The following is a 20,936-nucleotide window of genomic DNA, read 5'->3' on the forward strand; positions in this document are numbered from 1 at the left end:
CCGCCTACGGTCGCACACGCGTACGCCTCACGCCCGGCTCCCGGCGCGGCGAAGGCCCGGCCCCCTGGGTGGGGGCCGGGCCTTCGTCATGGGGCGTGCGTACGGCTAGGCCGTCCGTCTGTTGCCCTTGATCATCTTGTAGGCCGCGTCGCCCAGGCCGACGACGACGACCGCCGCGGCCAGTTGCAGGGCGTGGCGGCCCCAGTCGATGCCCTTGGTCTCGTTGATGCCGAACTGCGTCGCGAGCCAGTTGCCCAGGACGGCTCCGATGATGCCGAACACCGTGGTGAGCCAGATCGGACTGTGCTGCTTACCGGGCAGGATCGCCTTGGCAATCAGCCCCAGCACGAATCCCACGATGATCGCCCACAACCAGCCCATAGCTGCCTCCTTGTACGGCTCTACGTGAGCATTACCGCCAGTGTCGGCCCGTGCGCCGTACGGCGCATGTCGGGCGCCCCCATACGTGGCCGGACGCAGCGACCGCACCGGGGTGAGGCCTGACCCGGTCTCGTGGACTGCGCAGACCAGGCGTAACGTGGAAGCGCCGGACCGGGGTGGATTCCGAGGAGAGTCCGGCACAGCGGACAGGGTGGTGGAACGTGATGCGGAAGCAGAGCGGTGGCCAGGTCTTCCGGATCACGGGGGCCCGGCAGGGACTCGCGGAGGACGTGCGCGGCCGGCAGCGCCGGTACGTGATCTCGATGTCGGTCCGGACCGTCTCCGTCGTCGCGGCGGCCGTGCTGTGGAACGTCGAACGGCACGTGGCCATCGTCGCCCTGGTGCTCGGCGTCCTCCTTCCGTACATCTCCGTGGTCATCGCCAACGCGGGCCGCGAGAGCAACCCTTCGCTCCCGTCGACGTTCGTACCCACCCCTTCTCGGCCAATGCTCGCGCCGCCCGCCGCGGCCGGATCCGCGGAATCCGTCCCGGAAGATCCGGTGGGCGCCGCGCACGACCAGCGGCGCGGCCATTCACGCGCTCAGAACTGACCGTCGACGTTCCGCCAAGCTCAGGAAAAGCTCAGATCAATCATGTAGTTCCGGTGCCAGTCACCGGGTCCCCCGTGACATACTTCGTACGCGCTCCGCATCCCCCGTCGGAGCGACAGACCGACGCCGGGCAGCTCCCCCCGTGGCTGCTCGGCGTCGCCTTGTTCGGAACGTTTTTGGACGCGACTGTGAGTGACGAAACGCCGATTTGTTCCGCCAAGGGCTGCCGCGTGGCCGCGGTCTGGGTGCTCGCCTGGAACAACCCGAAGATCCACACGCCGGAGCGGCGCAAGACGTGGCTCGCGTGCGAGGAGCACCGCGAACACCTCTCCCAATTCCTCGGCGTACGCGGGATGTTGAAGGACGTCGTGCCGCTGACGGAGTGGGAAGCCCCGGAGGGCCAGGGCTAGCCGCCGATCGCCGACATCGGGCGGTCCGGCTGGAGGAACGAGGGGTCGTCCAGGCCGGAACCGGCCTTCTTGCCCCACATGGCGCGCTTCCATATGCGGGCGATCGCCTCGTCCGAGCCGTCCGCCGTGCCCGTGCCGTCCTCGGGTGCCGCGCGCAGCGCCCCGCGCAGGTCGGTCTCCTCGGTGGCGAACAGGCAGGTGCGCACCTGGCCGTCGGCGGTCAGCCTCGTACGGTCGCAGGCCGAGCAGAAGGGGCGGGTCACCGAGGCGATGACGCCGACGCGGTGCGGGCCGCCGTCGACGATCCAGCGCTCGGCGGGCGCGGAGCCGCGCTCCCCGGTGCCCTCTTCCGTCAGCTCGAAGCGGGTGCGCAGGGAGTGCAGGATGTCACCCGCGGTGATCATGCCGTCGCGCTTCCAGCCGTGCTGGGCGTCGAGGGGCATCTGCTCGATGAAGCGCAGCTCGTAGTCGTTCTCGACGGCCCAGGCGAGGAGGTCGGGGGCCTCGTCGTCGTTGAGCCCCGGCATCAGGACGGTGTTGACCTTGACCGGGGTGAGGCCCGCGTCGCGGGCCGCTTCGAGGCCTTCGAGGACGTCCTTGTGGCGGTCGCGGCGGGTGAGCGTCTTGAAGACGTCGGGGCGCAGGGTGTCCAGCGAGACGTTGACCCGGTCGAGGCCGGCGGCCTTGAGGGCCTGCGCGGTGCGCTTGAGGCCGATGCCGTTCGTCGTCAGGGACATCTTGGGGCGGGGTTCCAGCTGGGCGCAGCGCTCGACGATCCCGACGAGGCCGGGGCGCAGCAGGGGCTCGCCGCCGGTGAAGCGGACCTCGGTGATCCCGAGCTGGGTGACGGCGATGCGCACGAGGCGCACGATCTCGTCGTCGGTGAGCAGGTCGGGCTTGGCGAGCCACTGCAGGCCTTCTTCGGGCATGCAGTAGGTACAGCGGAGATTGCAGCGATCGGTCAGTGATACGCGCAGGTCAGTGGCTACGCGGCCATATGTGTCGATGAGCACTGCGGCCCCCTCCCCGGCGGTCGGATGCTGCTGGGTCCCCTCGGTAGGGGTCCCACTGCTTTCGACCTTACGCGACACCTCTGACAACACCATGGGCCATTTGCCACGAGGAACGGTGCGGCCGCGTCGTAGGACTCTACGACGCGGCCGCTACGGGCGTGTGAACAACTCCTGTCAGTGGGCGCCGACGCCGGTGAGGGACTTGACCTCCAGCTCGGCGTACTTGCCCTTGTCCGGCTCCTCCTTGGAGAGGATCGAGCCGAGCCAGCCGAGCAGGAAGCCCAGCGGGATGGAGATCAGGCCCGGGTTCTCCAGCGGGAAGAGGTCGAAGTTCGCGTCGGGGAACATCGAGGTGGGCTTGCCGGAGACGACCGGCGAGAACAGCACCAGACCGACGGCCGCGGCCAGGCCGCCGTAGATGGACCAGAGCGCGCCCTGGGTGGTGAACCTCTTCCAGAACAGGCTGTAGAGGATCGTCGGGAGGTTGGCGGAGGCGGCGACCGCGAAGGCGAGGGCGACGAGGCCGGCCACGTTCAGGTCGCGGGCCAGGGCGCCGAGGGCGATGGAGACGACACCGATGAGGACGGTCGCCCAGCGGGCGGCCCTCATCTCCTCCTTCTCGGTGGCCTTGCCCTTGCGGATGACGTTGGCGTAGATGTCGTGCGCGAAGGACGACGACGAGGCGAGCGTCAGTCCCGCGACGACCGCGAGGATCGTGGCGAAGGCGACCGCGGAGATCACCGCGAGCAGGATCGCGCCGCCGGTGGAGTCGCCACCGCCGCCGATCTCCAGGGCGGCGAGCGGCGCGGCCGTGTTGCCCGCCTTGTTGGAGGCGATGATGTCGCCGGGCTTGAGCAGGGCCGCGGCGCCGAAGCCGAGCACGATGGTCATCAGGTAGAAGGCGCCGATGATGCCGATCGCCCAGTTCACGGACTTACGGGCGGCCTTGGCCGTGGGCACGGTGTAGAAGCGGATCAGGATGTGCGGCAGGCCGGCGGTGCCGAGGACCAGGGCGATGCCGAGCGAGAGGAAGTCCAGCTTGGAGGTGGCGCTCGCGCCGTACTTGAGACCGGGCTCCAGGAACGCCGAGCCCTTGCCGCTGTTGGAGGCGGCGGAGCCGAGCAGGTCCGAGACGTTGAAGTTGAACTTCAGCAGGATCAGGAAGGTGATGAGCACGGTGCCCGTGATGAGCAGGACGGCCTTGACCATCTGCACCCAGGTGGTGCCCTTCATGCCGCCGATGGTGACGTAGACGATCATCAGAACGCCGACGAGGGCGACGATGAGGATCTTGCCCGCGTCGGAGGTGATGCCGAGCAGCAGGGAGACCAGGACGCCCGCGCCCGCCATCTGCGCCAGCAGGTAGAAGATCGAGACGACGATGGTGGAGGTGCCCGCGGCCGTACGCACCGGGCGCTGGCGCATGCGGTAGGCGAGGACGTCGCCCATGGTGTAGCGCCCGGAGTTGCGCAGCGGCTCGGCGACCAGGAGCAGCGCCACCAGCCAGGCGACCAGGAAGCCGATGGAGTACAGGAATCCGTCGTAGCCGAAGAGGGCGATGGCGCCCGCGATGCCGAGGAAGGACGCGGCGGACATGTAGTCGCCGGAGATCGCCAGACCGTTCTGGAAGCCGGTGAACTGGCGGCCGCCCGCGTAGAAGTCGGCGGCGCTCTTGGTCTGCCGGCCCGCCCAGACGGTGATGCAGAGGGTGGCGACGACGAAGGCGGCGAAGAGGCTGATGATCAGCGGCCGGTGCTGGGAGGCGTCGGACGCGGCCGCGAGGTCGATGACGGCGGGGTGCGCGGGGCTCATGCGTCGCCCTCCATGCGGGACTCCATGCGGGACTTGATCGCCTCGGACTTGGGGTCGAGCTTCGCCGCGGCGTGCCGCGAGTAGAACCAGGCGATGAGGAAGGTGGTCAGGAACTGCCCGAGGCCGAGCACCAGGGCGACGTTGATGTTGCCGAACAGCTTGGTGCCCATGAGGTCGCCCGCGTAGTTGGAGAGCAGGACGTACACGAGGTACCAGGTGATGAAGGCGACGGTGAGCGGGAAGGCGAACGAGCGGTGGGCGCGGCGCAGTTCACCGAATTCCGCGCTCTCCTGCACCTCGGTGAACTCCTCCGTGGAGGGCGCGTGGGGAGCGGGTTCGTTTCCTGCGCCACCCTTCGAAGGGGGCGGTGCGGCGGTGGCCACGGAGTCTCCTCGTGGTGCGGGTGGGGTGGGGACGGACAGTTGTTCCATGGGAGGGTGCGCTCTCACATTCCGGCGTGACGCGGATCACGTGAGCCACGGATGGCGATGCTAAGGCCACAGGACGTGATCCGACAGGGGTTGATGTTGCTTCCGTTGTCTGCTCAACGTCATGGCGGCGCGCACGACGCGCCCCAACTCCCCGTTTTCTTCCGGAAGGCATTGCTGGCCTCGGAGTCCGGGGGATAGCTTCACCCTGCACCCCGTCATGTACCTGCCCGAGCACCAGCTGTGTTCGGGCAGTTCCGTATCCGGATGATGTGGAGATCCCATGGCTCATCTGCCTTCCAGACGCCGTACGGCGCTGACCGTGCCGCTCGGTATCGCGCTCGCCGCCTCGGTCGGCTTCGCGCCCGGCGCCGCCACCGCGGCCCCGGACGAGTCACCGGCCCCGGCCTCGGTGGCGTCGGCCGCGAAGGACGCCCCCGTCTTCGCGTACGTCGTCAACACCCGCGCGGACCACAGGACGATCGCGTACGTGAAGAAGGCGATAGCCAAGGCAGGCGGGTCCGTCGTCGTCGCGCACGACAAGATAGGCGTCATCGTCGTGCACTCGTCGAACCCCCTGTTCGCCGAGCGAATACGCGACGTGCGCGGCGTGCGGTCCGCGGGCGCGACCCACACCGCCCCGCTGCGGGCGGCGGGCACCACGGACGACGGCAAGGCGAAGTTGCTCTCCGAGGCCGACGCCAAGTCCCTGAAGCGGAGCGCCGCCCCGGGCGCCGAGCCGATGGAGGCGGACCAGTGGGATCTGCGGGCGATCGGCGCCGACAAGGCGGCGAAGATCAACCCCGGCAGCAAGAAGGTCACCGTCGCCGTGATCGACACCGGCGTCGACGACACCCACCCGGACCTGGCCCCGAACTTCTCGGCGTCGCAGTCCGCGAGCTGTGTCGGCGGCAAGGCGGACACCTCGCCCGGCGCCTGGCGCCCGGCGAACAAGGACCACTACCACGGCACGCACGTGGCGGGTGAGATAGGCGCGGCCCGCAACGGCGTCGGCGTCGCGGGCGTGGCGCCCGGCGTGAAGATAGCGGGCATCAAGGTCGCCGACCCGGTCGACGAGCTGTTCTACCCGGAGAACGTGGTCTGTGCCTTCGTGTTCGCCGCCGAGCACAGCGTCGAGATCACCAACAACAGCTACTACGTGGACCCGTGGCTGTACAACTGCAAGGACGACCCGGACCAGAGGGCCATCCTCGACGCGGTCAACCGCGCCCAGCTGTACGCCCAGCGCAAGGGCATCCTCAACGTCGCCTCGGCGGGCAACTCCAACCACGACCTGGACTCCGACGCGATCGTCGACAAGACGAGCCCGGACGACTCCACTCCGGTGACCCGCACCATCGACCCGCACGAGTGCCTGGACGTGCCCACCCAGCTGCCGGGCGTCGTCACCACCAGCGCGACGGGCGTGAAGAACCTCAAGTCGTCGTACTCCACCTACGGCAAGGGCGTCATCGACGTCACGGCGCCGGGCGGCGACAGGTACCAACTGCCGACCGACACCCCGTCGAAGAACGGCAACATCCTCTCCACCATGCCGAACGGCGAGTACGGCTGGCTGCGCGGTACGTCGATGGCCGCGCCGCACGCCGCGGGCGTCGCCGCGCTGCTGAAGTCCACGCACCCCAAGGCAGGCCCCGCCGAGTTGCAGCGCCTGCTGAAGGCGCAGGCCGACCGCATGGAGTGCCCGACCGCACCGTACGACCCGGACGGCGACGGTGATGTCGACGCGGTCTGCGAGAGCGGCGGCAAGGGCGAGAACGGTTTCTACGGCAGCGGGCTCGTCGACGCGCTCGACGCCGTGAAGAAGAAGTGACGGGGGTTCGGACATGACCAGGTTCCACAGCAGCAGGACCACCGGCCTCTCTCGCTCGCGCCGTGCGTCGGTCTCGCGCCGCGCGCTGGCCCTTCCGCTCGGGGTGGCGGTGGTGTCCGCCGTCGCCTTCCTGCCGGGCTCGGCGTCGGCGCGGCCCGCCTCGATGCCGGACGCGCCGGCGTCGGCGTCCGTCTCCTCGGCGTCCGCCTCTTCCGCGGACGCCGCCTCGATGAGTTACGTGGTGAACGTCCGCCCCGGGAAGGGGAGTTCGGCCCGCGTCAAGAAGGCCATCGTCAAGGCCGGCGGTGACGTCGTCATCGCGTACGACAAGATCGGCGTCATCGTCGTCCACTCGGCGAACCCGGACTTCGCCAAGGTGATCCGTCAGGTGAAGGGCGTCGACTCCGCGGGCGCGACCCGGACGGCCCCGCTGTCCGCGCAGTCCGACAACGCCCTCGGCTCCGAGCGCACGCTCACCGCCGAGGAGGTGAAGGCCGCCGCGGGGAAGGCCGTGGCGGGCCAGGACGAGCTGGAGCCGCTCCAGTGGGACCTGCCCGCCATGAAGGCGGACAAGGCGCACGAGATCTCGCTCGGCAGCCGCAAGGTCACGGTCGGCGTGCTCGACTCCGGGGTCGACGACACGCACCCCGACATAGCGCCGAACTTCGACCGCCGGGCGTCCGCGAGCTGCCTGAACGGCGTGCCCGTGCAGAAGGACAACGCGTGGCGTCCGGTGGCCAAGGAGAGCGACCACGGCATGCACGTGGCGGGCTCGATAGCCGCCGCGAAGAACGGCACCGGCGTCACGGGCGTCGCGCCCGGCGTGAAGGTGGCGAGCCTGAAGGTGGCGGAGCCCGCGACCGGCCTGTACTACACGGAGGCCGTGGTCTGCGGCTTCGTATGGGCGGCCGACCATGGCGTCGATGTCACCAACAACAGCTATTACACGGACCCCTGGCTGTTCAACTGCACGACGGACGACGACCAGAAGGCGCTGGTCGACGCGGTGAGCCGGGCCGCGAGGTACGCGGAGCGCAAGGGCGCGGTGAACGTCGCGGCCGCGGGCAACGCGAAGACCGACCTCGCCCAGGAGGAGATCGTCGACAAGACGAGCCCCAACGACACCACTCCGGTGACCCGCACCATCAAGACCAAGGAGTGCTTCGACCTGCCGTCGCAGCTTCCGGGTGTCGTGACGGTGTCGGCCACCGGCGCCAAGAACATCAAGGCGTCGTACTCGAACTACGGCAAGGGCGTCATCGACATCACCGCCCCGGGCGGCGACGCCACGCGCTACCAGGCGCCGAACCCGCCGGCGGTCGACGGCAGGATCCTCTCCACGCTGCCGGGCGGCAAGTTCGGCTACAAGGGCGGTACGTCGATGGCGTCCCCGCACGCGGCGGGCGTGGCCGCGCTCCTGAAGTCCACGCACCCGCACGCGTCACCGGAGCGGATCAAGGCGCTCCTGTACCGCCAGGCGGACGCGATGGCGTGCACCGATCCGTACGACTACGACGGTGACGGCAAGGTCGACGCGGTCTGCGAGGGCGGCAAGAACAAGAACGGCTTCTACGGCGTGGGCATGGCCGACGCGTTGGACGCCGTGCGGAAGTAGCGTGACCGTGTGACGAGTGGGGCCGGGCGGCTCGGGGCCGCCCGGCCCTTTCGCGTCGGTCCGCGAGAGGATCCCAGGCGGCGGCGAAGCCCGGGCCGGGGGCGGGCACGGGGGTGTGAACGCGGGGCCTTCGGGGTGAGGGCGGTCGGAAGGGGATTGCCCCACTTGTCCCTCAGGAGTTGCCCGGCGCGGTCGCACCCGGTGACGATTTTGCGGTGAGTTCCATACGACCGTCCGTCGAGCCCGCGGGCGACGCGACGAACGGCATACCGCGCACCACCGCGGCCGCCTCCGCCGCCTCCATCGCCCCGAGCGCGCCGCGCCGCCGCCCCTCCGCGGGGCCTGCCGTGGCCGTGCTCGTCCTGGTGGCCGTCGCCGCGCTGATCCCGCTGCTCGGCCCCTCGGTCGCCCTGCGCGGCACCGGCGAGGCGCGGGCGCCCGGCACGGGCGGCGTCACGCTCCTGCGGGCGGTCGTCTTCGGCGCCCTGTGCGTGCAGTTGGGCGAGGTCTTCGTGGCGCGGCTCGCCCGCCGTGTCCCGGGGGCGCCGCTGGACCGGGCGCCGCGCGGCTGGGGCGCGTACGCGGCGTGGGCGGGGTGTGCCGCGGCCCTCGGGCTCGCCGCGGTCGTGGCGAACGGCAACGTCGTCCCGCAGCAGCTCGCGGACCTGGACATCGGGCGCCTCCACGACTCCCGGGACGGCTGGCTCGCCCTCGTGGAGGTCAACGCCTTCCTCGCGGCGGCGGTGTGCGCCCGCTCGCGGCGCCCTTCGGCGGCGGCGCTCCCCCTGGCGGCGGTGATCGTCGCCGAGGCGCTGCGGGCCCACCCCCCGACGGAGGACTTTCCGCTGGCCGGCAGCGGTCTCACCCTCGTGCACCTGACGTGCGGGGCGCTCTGGGCGGGCGGGCTGCTGTACGTCCTGCGGATACTGCGCCGGTGGCGGATAACCGCTCCGGAGGAGAGCGTCGCCGTTCTCGGGCTCTACGCGCGCGGGGCGGCCGTTCTCTTCGCGGCGATCACCGTGACCGGCGTCTTCAGCACGCTGCGCCGGATGCCGCCGGGCACGGTCATGGAGCAGCTCACCGAGACGGCGTACGGCCGTACGCTGCTCGCCAAGCTGCTGCTCGTGGCCGTCGTCGCCGTGCTCGCGCTGCTGGCCCGCCGACGATTGCGCGGTACGGCCGGGCGCCTCGGCGCCTACGCGCCCGCGCGCGGGGAGGTGGCCGCGCTGGGCGTCGTCGTGGTCCTGTCGGCGCTGCTGACCGCGGTGCCGGTACCGATCCGCTGGTGACTCGCCCGCAGGAGGGCGCCGGCCAGCAGGTACTGGGCCGCGAGGTAGGTGAGCATGATCGCGAAGTCGGGCCGGGGCGGCTGCGGCCACTCGGCGACACCGGTGGCGATGAGCGTGTCCGAAAGCAGGAAGAGCGCCCCTCCGGCGGCCGCCGTGAACCCCAGCGCGGTGGCGCGGAACGCCATGGCGGTGAGCAGCACGCTGTAGCCCGCGACGGGACCCCGCATGCCGGCCGGCAGGTCGGGCCAGAGCAGCGCCACGGTGACGACGAGCGCGAGGGCGTACGCGGCCACGAGCGCCGCGCCCCGCGCGCGGTACCGCGTGCCCTCGCCGTACCGCTTGAAGAGCACGAGGTAGCAGACGTGCCCGGCCGCGAAGGAGCCCATTCCGGCGAGGAAGGCGGGCTCGGCGTCGAAGAGCAGGAGCGTGTCGCCGCCCCAGCCGAAGAGGAGGGCGACGATCAGCAGTCGCGGACCCCGCCGTACGGCGACGTACGCCGCGAGCAGCGGCATGAGCAGCGGCTTGCAGACGGCGTGGCCGGGGTCGGAGTCCGCGAGGAGCGCCACGAGGTCCCCTAGCGCGGCGAGGGCGAAGGCGCCGAGGAGCAGCCGGGGCGCCGGGCGTCCCGTCACGCCGCCGGCTCCGCGACCGTCGGCTCTGGCGCGGTTGCGGCGGGCCGCCCGGTGGGCGTGGCGGGCCCGGTGGGCGTGGGCACGTCGGGCGTTCCGGGGGCCTCGGGCGTCCCGGAGGCCTTCGGCTGCCATCCGGGCCCGCCGAAGACCCGTCCGGCCCGCTCGCGCCAACTGGTGGCCGCCCGCAGGTCCTTGGCGATGGCGGCGTACTCGTGCGTGGCGACGCGCAGGGGGTTGTACGTGTTGATGTTCTTCGTCAGGCCGTACACGGGACGCTCGGTCTCGGCGACCCAGGAGCCGAACATACGGTCCCAGATGATGAGGATGCCGCCGAAGTTGCGGTCCAGGTAGCCGCCCTGGGAGGCGTGGTGGACGCGGTGGTGCGAGGGCGTGTTCAGGACGTACTCGAAGGGGCGGGGGAGCTTCCCGACGCGTTCTGTGTGGATCCAGAACTGGTAGACCAGGTTGGCCGACGAGCAGAAGGCGAGCGCCGCGGGGTGGACGCCGCAGGCGATGAGCGGCAGGTAGAACGGCCACACCGTCAGGCTCGTCCAGGGCTGGCGCAGGGCCGTGGTGAGGTTGAACTTGCGGCTGGAGTGGTGCACGACGTGGCAGGCCCACAGGATGCGGATGACGTGGTGGCCCCGGTGCGACCAGTAGTAGAAGAAGTCCTGCGCGAGGAGCATCAGCGGGATCGTCCACCACAGGACGGGCACGCGCAGGGGCGTGAGCGCGTAGACGCCCGAGTAGATCGCGACGATCGGGATCTTCCACAGGAAGTCGAAGGCGAGGCTGCCGAGGCCCATGGTGACGCTGGTGGCGGCGTCCTTGGTCTCGTACCCCGCGGCGTCGTCATCGGGATGGATCCGGTGGCTCACGATCTCGACGACGGTGAGCAGCACGAAGGCCGGTATGGACCACAGCACGACATCGGGCAGGTTCGGGGACATGCGTGCACGGTAGAACGGCTCTTCGCCCACGACTAGGGGTTGTTACCGACAAGTATTACCGACGGTACGGGAGGAGTTGTTGGTGATCCTCACCAAAGCCGGGGTGGTGGGCCACCGGTCCTGTCTCACACCCCGACCGCCCCGAGCAGCGCCCCCGCTCCATACGTCACCGCCATCGCGAGGGCCCCGCCCGCCACGTTGCGCAGGATCGCCGGGCGCGCGGCCGCCGCGCCGAGACGCGCGCTGCTCCAGCCCGTCAGCGCGAGGGCGCCGAGGACCGATACGACGGTGACGCCGAGGCGCCAGTCGGCCGGCGGCAGCACGATCGCGAGGAGCGGCAGCAGCGCGCCCACGGTGAACGCGATGAAGCTGGCCCAGGCCGCGTGCCACGGGTTGGTGAGGTCGTCGGGGTCGATACCCAACTCCACGCGCGCGTGGGCGCGCAGCGCGTCCCGCTCGGTCAGTTGCTCGGCGGCCTCGCGTGCCACGTCACGGCTGAGCCCGCGCTCCGCCAGCAGGTCGGTCAGCTCGGCCAGTTCCGCCTCGGGCTGCTCGCGCAGTTCCCGCTTCTCCATGGCGAGGGCGGCCTTCTCCGAGTCGCGCTGCGTGGAGACGGAGACGTACTCGCCCGCGGCCATGGACATGGATCCGGCGAGCAGCCCGGCCAGGCCCGCCGTGAGCAGGGTGCCGCGCTCGTCCGTGGCGCCCGCGACGCCGACGACGAGGCCCGCGGTGGACACGATGCCGTCGTTGGCGCCCAGCACGGCGGCCCGCAGCCAGTTGAGCCGGGAGCCGAGGGCGCCGCCGTGCGCTTCCTCGTGCGTTGCTTCAGTCACGCAGGGAGCATCGCACCACCCGCGTCACCAGACCCGTACCGACCCTCCCGGCGCGAAGACCGGGCTCGTGGCGCCGGCGGGGGCCTCCTTGAGGGGTTCGTCCAGTTCCTGGACCGTGGGTCCCACGCGCGCGGCGATGCGTCCGAGCCGCTCCAGGTCGAAGCCGTAGACGCGGGCGGCGTTGCCGCCGGCCATGGCCGCGATCTCCTCCCTCGGCAGGCCCGCGTAGGCGCGACGGAGGCCTTCGCGCGAGTGCGGGTAAGTGCCCTCGTCGTGGGGGTAGTCGCTGCCCCACATGATCTTGTCGAGGCCGATGCGGTCGCGCAGGGCCGCCTCGTGCGGGCGCATGAAGCTGGCGCCGACGAAGCAGTTCTCGCGCCACACCTCGGAGGGGCCCTTGCCCATCGCCTCGGCGAGACCCGCGCCGAACTTCGACTCGGCCGTGTCGGCCGCGCCTGTCCTGGTCGCCGCCGCGACCAGGCGCGCGTGGTAGTAGTCCAGCATGTCCAGGACGCCCGGGATCCAGCCGGAGCCCTGCTCGGTGAGGACGAGCCGCAGCCCCGGGTGGCGGCGGAAGGCGCCGCCGAAGACGAGGTGCCACAGCGCCCGGTGCGAGAACCACGTCGTCTCGACCATGAACACCGCGCGCGCCGCGGGCTCCTCCCCCAGCGGCGGCGACGCCGAGCCCGCGTGGTGGTTGACCGGCACGCCCAGTTCGGCACAGGCCGCCCAGATCGGGTCGTACGCCGAGGAGTACAGCTCCGGCAGGCCCGAGCCCGGCGGGGTGCCGGGCAGCATGAGCCCGCCCGTCAGGCCCGCCTTCACCGACCGGTGGATCTCCTCGACGGCGCGGTCGACGTCGTTCAGGAGGATCTGGAAGACGCCCGCCCTGCGGCCGGGCGCCGCGGCGCAGAAGTCCGCGAGCCAGCGGTTGTGGGCGCGCAGGCCCGCCCAGCGCAGCTCGAACTCCTCGCGGGTCGGGGCCGGGGCCATCAGCGAGGCCGAGGGGAAGAACGGCGGGATGGTGTTCGGGAAGACGACCTCGGCGACGATGCCGTCCTCTTCGAGTTCGGCGAGGCGGCGGGCGGAGTTCCAGTTGCGGTCGGCGGTGTCCGCGAGCAGGTCCTCGTACGGATTGACGTACGTGGCCGCCCAGGCGTCGAACGCCTCGTGGTGGCGGGAGTCCAAGTAGGGCCTGTAGTCCAGGAGATCGGCGCCCGCGTGGCAGTCGGCGGAGATGACGGTGTAGCGGTCCTCCGTCACGAGGTCACCCCCAGTACCGGGAAGTCGTGGTCGGTCAGCCAGTGGCGGCCCACCTCGCGCGAGCGCGCCCAGGAGGCCTCCACCGCCGACTGGTCGCTGTCCTGGCCCAGTTCGGCCGGGGTGGGGCCGATGCGGCGGGCCAGCGGCGCGAGTGCGGCGGTGTCGAAGCCGAAGACCTCGGCGGCGGCGAGACCCAGCATGCGCCGGGTCTCCGCCACGGGGATGTCGTGGAACGTTCTCGTCAGCCACGCGCGCGTGTCGGGCCAAGTGCCCTCGGGGTGCGGGAAGTCGCTGCCCCAGAGGATGTTGTCGACGCCGATCTCGTAGCGCTGGGCCAGTTCGCGACGCTTGGTGTTGGTGGCGCAGACGAAGATCTGCCGGTCGAGGTACTCGTGCGGCGGGCGCTTCAGCTCCGCGAACGGGGAGAGCTTCTTGCCGCCGTGCGCGCCCAGGTAGAGGCGGTCCATGAACCACAGGAGGTTCGGCAGCCACCAGCAGCCGGACTCCGCGACGCCGAACCTCAAGTGCGGGTGGCGCTCGAAGACGCCGGACCAGAGCAGGAACCACAGCGGCCGCGCCGGCCACCACGTCACTTCGGAGACGTAGATCCCGAGGTGATCGCCGTACTCGTGGCGGGGAGCGGCCCCCGAGTGCGTGACGACGGGCATGGCGCACTCGGCGGCCGCCGCCCACACGGGGTCGTAACGCCGGTCGTGGTAGGGCGCCTTGTCGACCCACATGGAGGGGATCATCAGCGCGCCGAGCCCCGACTCCTTGGCGCGGTGGATCTCGGCGACGACCCGGTCCACCTCTCCGGTGACGGGCAGCAGGGCGACGCCGCAGTGCCGTTCGGGGTGCTCGGAGACGAAGTCGGCGAGCCAGCGGTTGTGCGCCTGCGCGCCGGCCATGCCCAGCTCCGGGTCCTGGTCGCCGGAGAGGCCGAGGCCCACTCCGAAGGGCGCGGCGGTCCGGCTGTCCACGGCGTCCGCGTCGGGGAAGACGACCTCCGCGGCCACGCCGTCACCGTCCAGTTCCTTGAGGCGCTGTGCGGTGTCCCAGCCCCCGCGCAGGCCTTCCTCGTGGTCGTGGAACCACTTGGCGGCGAACGCGTCGTTGCGGATGCCGAGCCGGGTCGCCTCCTCGCGGCGGGCTTCGCGCTCGCCGAGGAAGCCGTCGAAGGCGCGGTGGAAGCGGCTGTCCAGGTAGGGGCGGTACTCCTCGGTGGGGAGCCCGGCGTGGCAGTCGGAGGAGATGATCAGGTATGGGTCCTGCGGATTGCGGTGCTCCTGGTCGCTCATCGGTGGCACTCCCGTCAGTCCAGGATGAAGTGTTCGAGGTACGCCGGGTCGGAGCGGTCGAGCATCGACCGCGCCCTCGCCCTGATCTGCCGGTCGCTGTGCTCGCTCTCCGGAAGCAGCCAGAAGCGGCCCGCCGCGATGCCGTCCGCCACGAAGTCCGCGACCTGTTCGACGGGACTGAACTCCACCTCCCGCCCCGCCTCTTTCATCGCGGCCTCCCACTGGCCGAGGCTGCGGTAAGGGGTCCTGCGGGGGCGGGACTTGGCGTACCGCTCGGGGCGGTTGCGGTGCGACTCCCACAGACCGGTGCGCAGCATGTGGGGGCCGGGGAAGAGCACGGAGGCGCCCACGCGCGCGTGCTCCGCCTTCAGATGGGCGTACAGGGACTCGGTCATCGTGACCACGGCCGCCTTGGTGACGGCGTAGACGGACGCGGTGGGCAGCGGCGCGATGCCGCCGTCGCCCGAGGAGGTGTTGACGACGTGGCCGGGCTCGCCGCCTGCGATCATCCGGGGCACGAAGGCCTGGATGCCGTGGAAGACGCCCCATACGTTGACCTCGAAGGCCCACTTCCAGTCGTTCGGCTCGTGCTCCCACATGCGGCCCTCGGCGCCCGATCCGACGCCCGCGTTGTTGCACAGCACATGGACGGCGCCGAACCTGTCGTACGCCTCGTCGGCGAGGGCGAAGACCTGCTCGCGGTCGCCGACGTCGACCACGCGCGCGTGCACGGTGGCCCCCTCCGCGCGCAGGCCCTCGGCGGCCTTCTCCAGGGCGCCCTCCTCGACGTCCGCGAGGACCACCCGCAGGCCGTCCGCCGCGAACCGCCGCGCCAGGGCGAGCCCGATGCCGCTCGCCGCGCCGGTGACCACGGCGACCTGCCCTTCGCGCAGTTCCATCTCAGACGCTCCCGTCGGGCGGGCCGTCGAGGATCTGCGCGGGGTCGTCGTAGCGCTGGTGGATGTAGGGCAGCAGCGCCTGCGCGCTGACGCGCTCCACTACGCGGCCCTGCTGGTCGGTGGTCTTCTCACCGATGGTGATCTCCACGACCGCGCGCACCGGCAGGTCGGCCACGGGGTCGTACATCGACTCCCGCAGGACGACGTCGCCGGTGACGCTCTCCAGCTTGCGGACCTTCTCGTTGCGTACGCAGTGCACGAGCACCGGGTCCGCGTCGAAGCCCGAACCGTCCACGGCGGGCAGAAACTTGAAGTAGAAGTCCGTCCTGCGGGCCGGCTCCGGAAGCGGCAGGGCGCCGCCGACCGCGCCGCGCACCTCCACGAACGCGATGCCGTGCCGGGCCAGCGAGGCGCGGATGACCAGGCCGTCGCGGTCCACCTCGACCTCGCCGAGCTTCTTCGGTTCGCCGAACACCTCGCGCCCGCCGATCAGGGCCCGCTCATGGGTCATCGGCATCACCAGCGGATACCAGCCGGCCACTCCCCCGTGCTCGGCGGCGACGGCCACCGAGCCCGCGCCCAGCGGATAGCCGGGCAGGTCGACCTTGCTGATGTTGGCCCGCACCAGGGGGCGGCCGGTGGGCTTCAGCGGCGGCGGCAGGACCGCCGCGACCGCGTCGGGATCGCTCTCCCAGACGGCGGCCACGCCCGTGGACCAGATTTCGGGAAGCCGGGAACTCGCGGTGCGCGCGGCGGCGATCTCCGCCTCGGTGCGCGCCCCGTACCGTACGCGTGCCATGTCGTACCACCCTTCGTCAGCGCGGACTCGGGCCCGCGACCGGGACTTGCGGGGGTCAGGCTTGCGAGGGGCAGGCCTGCCCCCGGGAGGGGTCAGGCTTGCGGGGGTCAGGCTTGCGGGAGTTCTGTAACACAGTTACAACAGGAGCCGTGAAGGGTAAAGAGACGCGTGGGCATCTCGTCCGGGAGGACGTCCTGGCCGCCGCCGAGCGCCTCGTGAAGCGGCACGGCCCCGAGACCCTGACGATGCGCGGGCTCGCCGCCGAGCTGGGCACCGCTGTCACCTCGATCTACTGGCACGTCGGCAACCGCGAGTCGCTCCTGGACGCCCTCGTCGAGCGCACCCTCGCCGACCTCGGCGAGATCCACCCGGCCGGCCGCACCCCCGCCCGGCGCGTCGTCTCCGTGGCCCGCGCCCTGCGCCGCCAACTGCTCGACCACCCGCACCTCGTCGCGATGGTCCACGAACGCGGCCTCACCGAACGGATGTTCCTGCCCGCCCAGCGCTCCCTCGTCCACGAGGTGCACGAGGCGGGCCTGCGCGGCGCCCGCGCCGCCGACGCCGTGCGTGCCGTCCAGGTCCACGTCGTCGGCCACGTCCTGGTCGAGCGCAACCGTGAACGCGCCCCCGCGCAGCGCCCCGCCGAACAGGAGCCGTGGACGCGGGAGACGGCGGAGCAGGACGGCGCCCTCGCCCGCGCGCTGGCCGGACCCCTCGATCCGGAGGCCCTGTTCACCACCTCCGTCAAGGCTCTGGTGACGGGGCTTCTCGGACCGGGGACCTGACTGTCGGTGGCGGCCCGTATCCTCATGGACCATGCTCGAAGACCGCACGACCGCAGCGTCCGCCGCCACCTGGCCGGCCGCGTATCCAACGGGGTACGCGGTCGTCGACGTGGAGACCACCGGCCTGGCCCGCGACGACCGCATAGTGTCGGCCGCGGTCTACCGCGTGGGCGCCCAGGGCGAGATCGAGGACCACTGGTACACGCTGGTGAACCCCCAGCGCGACCCGGGCCCCGTCTGGATCCACGGCCTCACCAGCGAGATGCTCGCGGACGCGCCGCTCTTCAAGGACGTCGCCGAGGAGTTCGCGAGCCGCCTCGACGGCCGCGTCCTCGTCGCGCACAACGCGGTCTTCGACTGGTCGATGATCGCCAGGGAGTACGCGCGCGCGGAGCGCACCGCCCCCGTGCGCCAGCGGCTGTGCACCATCGCGCTCTCCAAGGAGCTGGCGCTCCCGCTGCCCAACCACAAGCTGGAGTCCCTGGCCGCCCACTTCGGCGTCGAGCAGCGCCACGCGCACAACGCGCTGGACGACGCGCGCGTGCTCGCCGAGGCGTTCCGCCCGAGTCTGCACGCGGCGGCCGGCGGCAATGTGCGCCTGCCGCTCCTGGAGTGCCGCCCGCTCACCGAGTGGTCCGACGGCGCGCCCCGCATCGTCCGGCAGTCGACGGGCCCCGCGCCCTCCTCGTCCTACCGGCCCGTCAGTTGGCGGCCCTCGCGCAAGCGGCCGCCGTGCCCGTACCCGAACCCGGGACGTTACGAATCGGGCAAACCGCTCAAGCAGGGCATGCGGGTGGCGTTCTCCGGAGACACCTCCGTGGAGCGCGACCTCCTTGAGGACCGGGCGGTCGAGGCGGGCCTGCACATCGCGACGAGCGTGTCGCGCCTCACCAGCCTGCTCGTCACGAACGACCCGGACTCGGGCACCTCCAAGACCGTCAAGGCGCGCCAGTTCGGCACGCCGGTGATCGACGAGGCCGCCTTCGGCCAGCTCCTCCAGGATGTGGCGCCCGCGGCGGAGTCCTAACCGCACAGACGTTCAACGCCTTCCCCGACCAGCCGCGCGCCCGGCGTCAGACGGGTGATTGCGGGCGACTCGCCCGCCGACCGCTCGCCCCGCGCCGCCGCGGCGCCGCACCCTGTGGCGCATGGCACGTTGCGAGGTCTGCGGAAACGACTACGGCATGTCCTTTGAAGTGCACGCGCAAGGCTCGGTGCACGTCTTCGACTGCTTCTCCTGCGCCATCCACCGCATGGCGCCCATCTGCGAGCACTGCCGGTGCCGCATCATCGGCCAGGGCGTCGAGGTGGAAGGCCACTGGTACTGCGGCGCCCACTGCTCACGCGCGGAGGGGCGGGTGGGCATCGTCGACAAGGTCTGAGCGACCCCACGTCCCGGCACCCCACGACCGAGTTGTACCGTCGTGGGGTGTACCGCTTCCTCCTGACCCGGCAGTGGGTGATCCTCACCCTCATCGGCCTCGTTCTCATCCCCGTGATGGTCGAGCTGGGTTTCTGGCAGCTGCACCGGCACGAGCACCGCGTCGCGCAGAACGAGCGGATCTCCAAGGCGCTGGCCGCCGACCCGGTCCCGGCCGAGCGGCTGACCTCCCCCGGCCACGAGGTGCCGAGGACGGATCTGTACCGCCGGGTGAGCGCCAAGGGGACGTTCGACACGGAGCACGAGGTCGTCGTGCGGCGCCGCACCAACTCCGACGACGAGGTCGGCTTCCACGTCCTGACCCCGTTCGTCCTGGACGACGGCAAGGTCCTGCTCGTCAACCGCGGCTGGATCCCCGCCGACGGCCCGCAGACCGCCTTCCCTAAGATCCCCGGCGCCCCCAAGGGCGAGGTCACCGTCACCGGCCGTCTGATGGCCGACGAGACCTCCGCGGCCAGCGGCATCAAGGACGTCCGCGGCCTGCCGGACCGTCAGATCATGCTGATCAGCAGCGGGCAGCAGGCCGACAGCCTCGGCAAGCAGGTCCTCGGCGGCTACATCGAGCAGACCTCGCCCGAGCCCCGCGACGGCTCCCCCGAGCTGATCGGCGAGCCCGACCACAGCGGCATCGGCGCGCACATGGCGTACGCGGTCCAGTGGTGGCTGTTCGCCGCGGGCGTCCCGGTCGGCTGGGTGGTCCTGGTCCGCAGGGAGCGCCGCGACCGCGCCGCCGCCGCACAGGCGCCCGCTGCCGAAGCGGAAACGGCACCCGCGAGCGCCTAGGGCCCCTCCGGCGGTGCGCCCTCGCCGCCCTTCCGATTGACAAGGGCCTTGCCCGGGAACCCGTTCTGCGTGTCCCGTCCAATCGAAGATTACGCGCTCATCGGCGACCACCAGACCGCCGCCCTCATCGCCAGGGACGGCTCCCTGGACTGGCTCTGCCTGCCCCGATTCGACTCCGCCGCCTGTTTCGCCGCGCTGCTCGGCGACGAGGAGAACGGCCACTGGCGCATCGCCCCCAAGGGCGCGGACTCCTGCTCCCGCCGCGCCTACCGCCGTGACTCCCTCGTTCTCGACACCGAGTGGGAGACCGAGGAAGGCTCCGTCCGCGTCACCGACTTCATGCCGCAGCGTGACCGCTCCCCCGATGTCGTACGCATCGTCGAAGGTCTCAAGGGCAGCGTCACCCTTCAGAGCACGCTGCGGCTCCGCTTCGACTACGGCTCGGTCGTGCCGTGGATGCGCAAGGTGGACGGCCACCGCGTCGCCGTCGCCGGGCCCGACTCCGTCTGGCTGCGCAGCGAACCGCCCGTGCGCACCTGGGGCCGCGACTTCGGCACCCACTCCGAGTTCACCGTCGAGGAGGGGGAGAAGGTGGCGTTCGTCCTCACCTGGCACCCCTCGCACGAGCCGCGCCCGCCCCTCGTCGACCCGCACGAGTCGCTGCGCGAGAGCCTTCACGACTGGCGCGCCTGGGCCTCCCGCTGTCAGTACGACGGCCCGCACCGCGACGCGGTCATACGCTCCCTGATCACCCTCAAGGCGCTCACCTACGCCCCGACCGGCGGTGTCGTGGCCGCCCCCACCACCTCCCTGCCCGAGGAGCTCGGCGGTGTACGCAACTGGGACTACCGCTTCTGCTGGCTGCGCGACTCCACCCTCACCCTCGGCGCCCTGCTCCTCGCCGGCTATCTGGAGGAGGCCGAGGCGTGGCGCGACTGGCTGCTGCGGGCGGTCGCGGGCAACGCCGCCGACCTCCAGATCGTGTACGGCCTCGCGGGTGAACGGCGCCTTCCGGAGTACGAGATCCCGTGGCTGCCGGGCTATGAGGGCTCGGCCCCCGTGCGCATCGGCAACGAAGCCGTGGAGCAGCTTCAGCTCGATGTGTACGGCGAGGTCGTCGACTCCCTCGCCCTCGCGCACCGCTCGGGCCTCGCCCGCCGCCCGCAGGCCTGGAACCTCCAGCTGTGCCTCCTGGAGTTCCTGCGCGACAAGTGGCGCGAGCCCGACCAGGGGCTGTGGGAGGTGCGCGGCCCGCGCCGCCACTTCGTGTACTCGAAGGTCATGGTGTGGGTCGCCGCCGACCGCGCGGTGCGCGCCCTGGAGGAGGACCCGGAGCTGCCCGGCGACGCGGACCGCTGGCGCGAGCTGCGCGACGAGGTCCACCGCGAGGTGTGCGAGAAGGGCTACGACCCGGAGCGCAACACCTTCACGCAGTCCTACGGCTCCACCGAACTGGACGCCTCACTGCTGCTCATCCCGCACACCGGCTTCCTGCCGCCCGACGACCCGCGCGTCATCGGCACGATCGACGCGGTCCGCGCGGACCTCACCCACCACGGTCTGCTGCGCCGCTACACCTCCGACCAGGAGGAGATCGACGGTCTGCCGGGGACGGAGGGCACCTTCATCGTCTGCTCGTTCTGGCTGGTGGACGCCCTGCACATGACGGGGCGCAAGAAGGAGGCGCACGAACTGTTCGAGCACCTGGTGTCACTCACCAACGACGTGGGGCTGCTCGCGGAGGAGTACGACCCGGTCTCCGGCCGCCAGCTGGGCAACTTCCCGCAGGCGTTCAGCCACATCGGCCTGGTGAACACCGCTCTCGCGCTCTTCTCCGAGGACACGGAAGGATAGGGG

The 20,936-nt window shown here is 71.4% G+C and carries 21 protein-coding genes; 10 read left to right on the plus strand and 11 right to left on the minus strand.

Annotation, left to right across the window (positions count from 1 at the left end):
* Positions 1-105 precede the first annotated feature (105 nt).
* Positions 106-381: a GlsB/YeaQ/YmgE family stress response membrane protein gene (locus tag DMA15_RS07705; protein ID WP_125511906.1), complete on the minus strand. Its 276-nt coding sequence runs from the start codon at positions 379-381 to the stop codon at positions 106-108.
* A 224-nt stretch (positions 382-605) separates the two neighbouring features.
* Between DMA15_RS07705 and DMA15_RS07710 the strand changes: the two genes are divergently transcribed.
* Positions 606-992 carry a DUF3099 domain-containing protein gene (locus DMA15_RS07710; protein WP_125511907.1) on the plus strand — a complete coding sequence of 129 codons (387 nt, stop codon included), beginning with the start codon at positions 606-608 and terminating at the stop codon, positions 990-992.
* 188 nt (positions 993-1,180) lie between these two features.
* Entirely contained in the window at positions 1,181-1,402 is a 222-nt protein-coding gene (locus DMA15_RS07715) for a hypothetical protein (RefSeq protein WP_125511908.1), read from the plus strand.
* Here the strand turns inward: DMA15_RS07715 and moaA are convergent.
* From moaA to DMA15_RS07730, 3 genes are all read right to left on the minus strand, one after another.
* Positions 1,399-2,415, minus strand: a complete 1,017-nt coding sequence (gene moaA / locus DMA15_RS07720) for a GTP 3',8-cyclase MoaA (RefSeq protein WP_125511909.1) — start codon at positions 2,413-2,415, stop codon at positions 1,399-1,401. The genes DMA15_RS07715 and moaA overlap by 4 nt on opposite strands.
* 174 nt (positions 2,416-2,589) lie before the next feature.
* On the minus strand, positions 2,590-4,227 hold the full coding sequence (locus DMA15_RS07725) for a cation acetate symporter (protein WP_125511910.1): 1,638 nt from the start codon (positions 4,225-4,227) through the stop codon (positions 2,590-2,592).
* Positions 4,224-4,610 (minus strand): DUF485 domain-containing protein, encoded by a 387-nt coding sequence (locus DMA15_RS07730; RefSeq protein ID WP_125511911.1) that lies wholly within the window; start codon positions 4,608-4,610, stop codon positions 4,224-4,226. The genes DMA15_RS07725 and DMA15_RS07730 overlap by 4 nt, the downstream gene beginning before the upstream one ends.
* Before the next feature lie 328 nt (positions 4,611-4,938).
* Between DMA15_RS07730 and DMA15_RS07735 the strand changes: the two genes are divergently transcribed.
* The 3 genes from DMA15_RS07735 (at position 4,939) to DMA15_RS07745 (ending at position 9,393) form a co-directional block, all read left to right on the plus strand.
* The gene (locus DMA15_RS07735; RefSeq protein ID WP_125511912.1) at positions 4,939-6,489 is read left to right on the plus strand and encodes a S8 family serine peptidase; all 1,551 of its coding nucleotides are present in this window, start codon (positions 4,939-4,941) and stop codon (positions 6,487-6,489) included.
* Positions 6,490-6,502: 13 nt separating this feature from the next.
* Positions 6,503-8,104, plus strand: a complete 1,602-nt coding sequence (locus DMA15_RS07740) for a S8 family serine peptidase (RefSeq protein WP_125511913.1) — start codon at positions 6,503-6,505, stop codon at positions 8,102-8,104.
* Positions 8,105-8,406: 302 nt separating this feature from the next.
* Positions 8,407-9,393: a CopD family protein gene (locus DMA15_RS07745; RefSeq protein WP_164551924.1), complete on the plus strand. Its 987-nt coding sequence runs from the start codon at positions 8,407-8,409 to the stop codon at positions 9,391-9,393.
* Here DMA15_RS07745 and DMA15_RS07750 read toward each other — a convergent pair.
* The 7 genes from DMA15_RS07750 to DMA15_RS07780 form a co-directional block, all read right to left on the minus strand.
* On the minus strand, positions 9,300-10,025 hold the full coding sequence (locus tag DMA15_RS07750) for a lysoplasmalogenase (RefSeq protein ID WP_240659707.1): 726 nt from the start codon (positions 10,023-10,025) through the stop codon (positions 9,300-9,302). The genes DMA15_RS07745 and DMA15_RS07750 overlap by 94 nt on opposite strands.
* Positions 10,022-10,975 (minus strand): sterol desaturase family protein, encoded by a 954-nt coding sequence (locus tag DMA15_RS07755; RefSeq protein ID WP_240659708.1) that lies wholly within the window; start codon positions 10,973-10,975, stop codon positions 10,022-10,024. Before DMA15_RS07755 ends, DMA15_RS07750 begins: the two co-directional genes overlap by 4 nt.
* Before the next feature lie 125 nt (positions 10,976-11,100).
* Positions 11,101-11,811: a VIT family protein gene (locus tag DMA15_RS07760; RefSeq protein WP_125511915.1), complete on the minus strand. Its 711-nt coding sequence runs from the start codon at positions 11,809-11,811 to the stop codon at positions 11,101-11,103.
* A gap of 24 nt (positions 11,812-11,835) precedes the next feature.
* A complete protein-coding gene (locus DMA15_RS07765; RefSeq protein ID WP_125511916.1) occupies positions 11,836-13,074 on the minus strand; it encodes an amidohydrolase family protein in 1,239 nt (412 codons plus the stop codon).
* Positions 13,071-14,372, minus strand: a complete 1,302-nt coding sequence (locus DMA15_RS07770) for an amidohydrolase family protein (protein WP_125511917.1) — start codon at positions 14,370-14,372, stop codon at positions 13,071-13,073. Before DMA15_RS07770 ends, DMA15_RS07765 begins: the two co-directional genes overlap by 4 nt.
* Before the next feature lie 14 nt (positions 14,373-14,386).
* Entirely contained in the window at positions 14,387-15,271 is an 885-nt protein-coding gene (locus tag DMA15_RS07775; RefSeq protein ID WP_125511918.1) for an SDR family NAD(P)-dependent oxidoreductase, read from the minus strand.
* 1 nt (position 15,272) lies between these two features.
* A complete protein-coding gene (locus DMA15_RS07780; protein WP_125511919.1) occupies positions 15,273-16,070 on the minus strand; it encodes an acetoacetate decarboxylase family protein in 798 nt (265 codons plus the stop codon).
* 149 nt (positions 16,071-16,219) lie between these two features.
* Between DMA15_RS07780 and DMA15_RS07785 the strand changes: the two genes are divergently transcribed.
* The 5 genes from DMA15_RS07785 (at position 16,220) to DMA15_RS07805 (ending at position 20,933) form a co-directional block, all read left to right on the plus strand.
* Positions 16,220-16,855, plus strand: coding sequence for a TetR/AcrR family transcriptional regulator (locus tag DMA15_RS07785; protein ID WP_125511920.1), 636 nt, complete (start codon positions 16,220-16,222; stop codon positions 16,853-16,855).
* A gap of 31 nt (positions 16,856-16,886) precedes the next feature.
* Complete coding sequence (locus DMA15_RS07790; protein ID WP_125511921.1) at positions 16,887-17,882, plus strand: DEDDh family exonuclease; 996 nt, start codon at positions 16,887-16,889, stop codon at positions 17,880-17,882.
* A 121-nt stretch (positions 17,883-18,003) separates the two neighbouring features.
* The gene (locus DMA15_RS07795) at positions 18,004-18,237 is read left to right on the plus strand and encodes a hypothetical protein (RefSeq protein WP_078594554.1); all 234 of its coding nucleotides are present in this window, start codon (positions 18,004-18,006) and stop codon (positions 18,235-18,237) included.
* Between the two features lie 47 nt (positions 18,238-18,284).
* Complete coding sequence (locus DMA15_RS07800; RefSeq protein WP_125511922.1) at positions 18,285-19,079, plus strand: SURF1 family protein; 795 nt, start codon at positions 18,285-18,287, stop codon at positions 19,077-19,079.
* 69 nt (positions 19,080-19,148) lie between these two features.
* Positions 19,149-20,933, plus strand: coding sequence for a glycoside hydrolase family 15 protein (locus DMA15_RS07805; protein WP_125511923.1), 1,785 nt, complete (start codon positions 19,149-19,151; stop codon positions 20,931-20,933).
* Positions 20,934-20,936 lie beyond the last annotated feature (3 nt).

This window comes from Streptomyces sp. WAC 01529 (assembly GCF_003945545.1).
In the GTDB taxonomy this organism is placed as follows: Bacteria; Actinomycetota; Actinomycetes; order Streptomycetales; family Streptomycetaceae; genus Streptomyces; species Streptomyces anatolicus.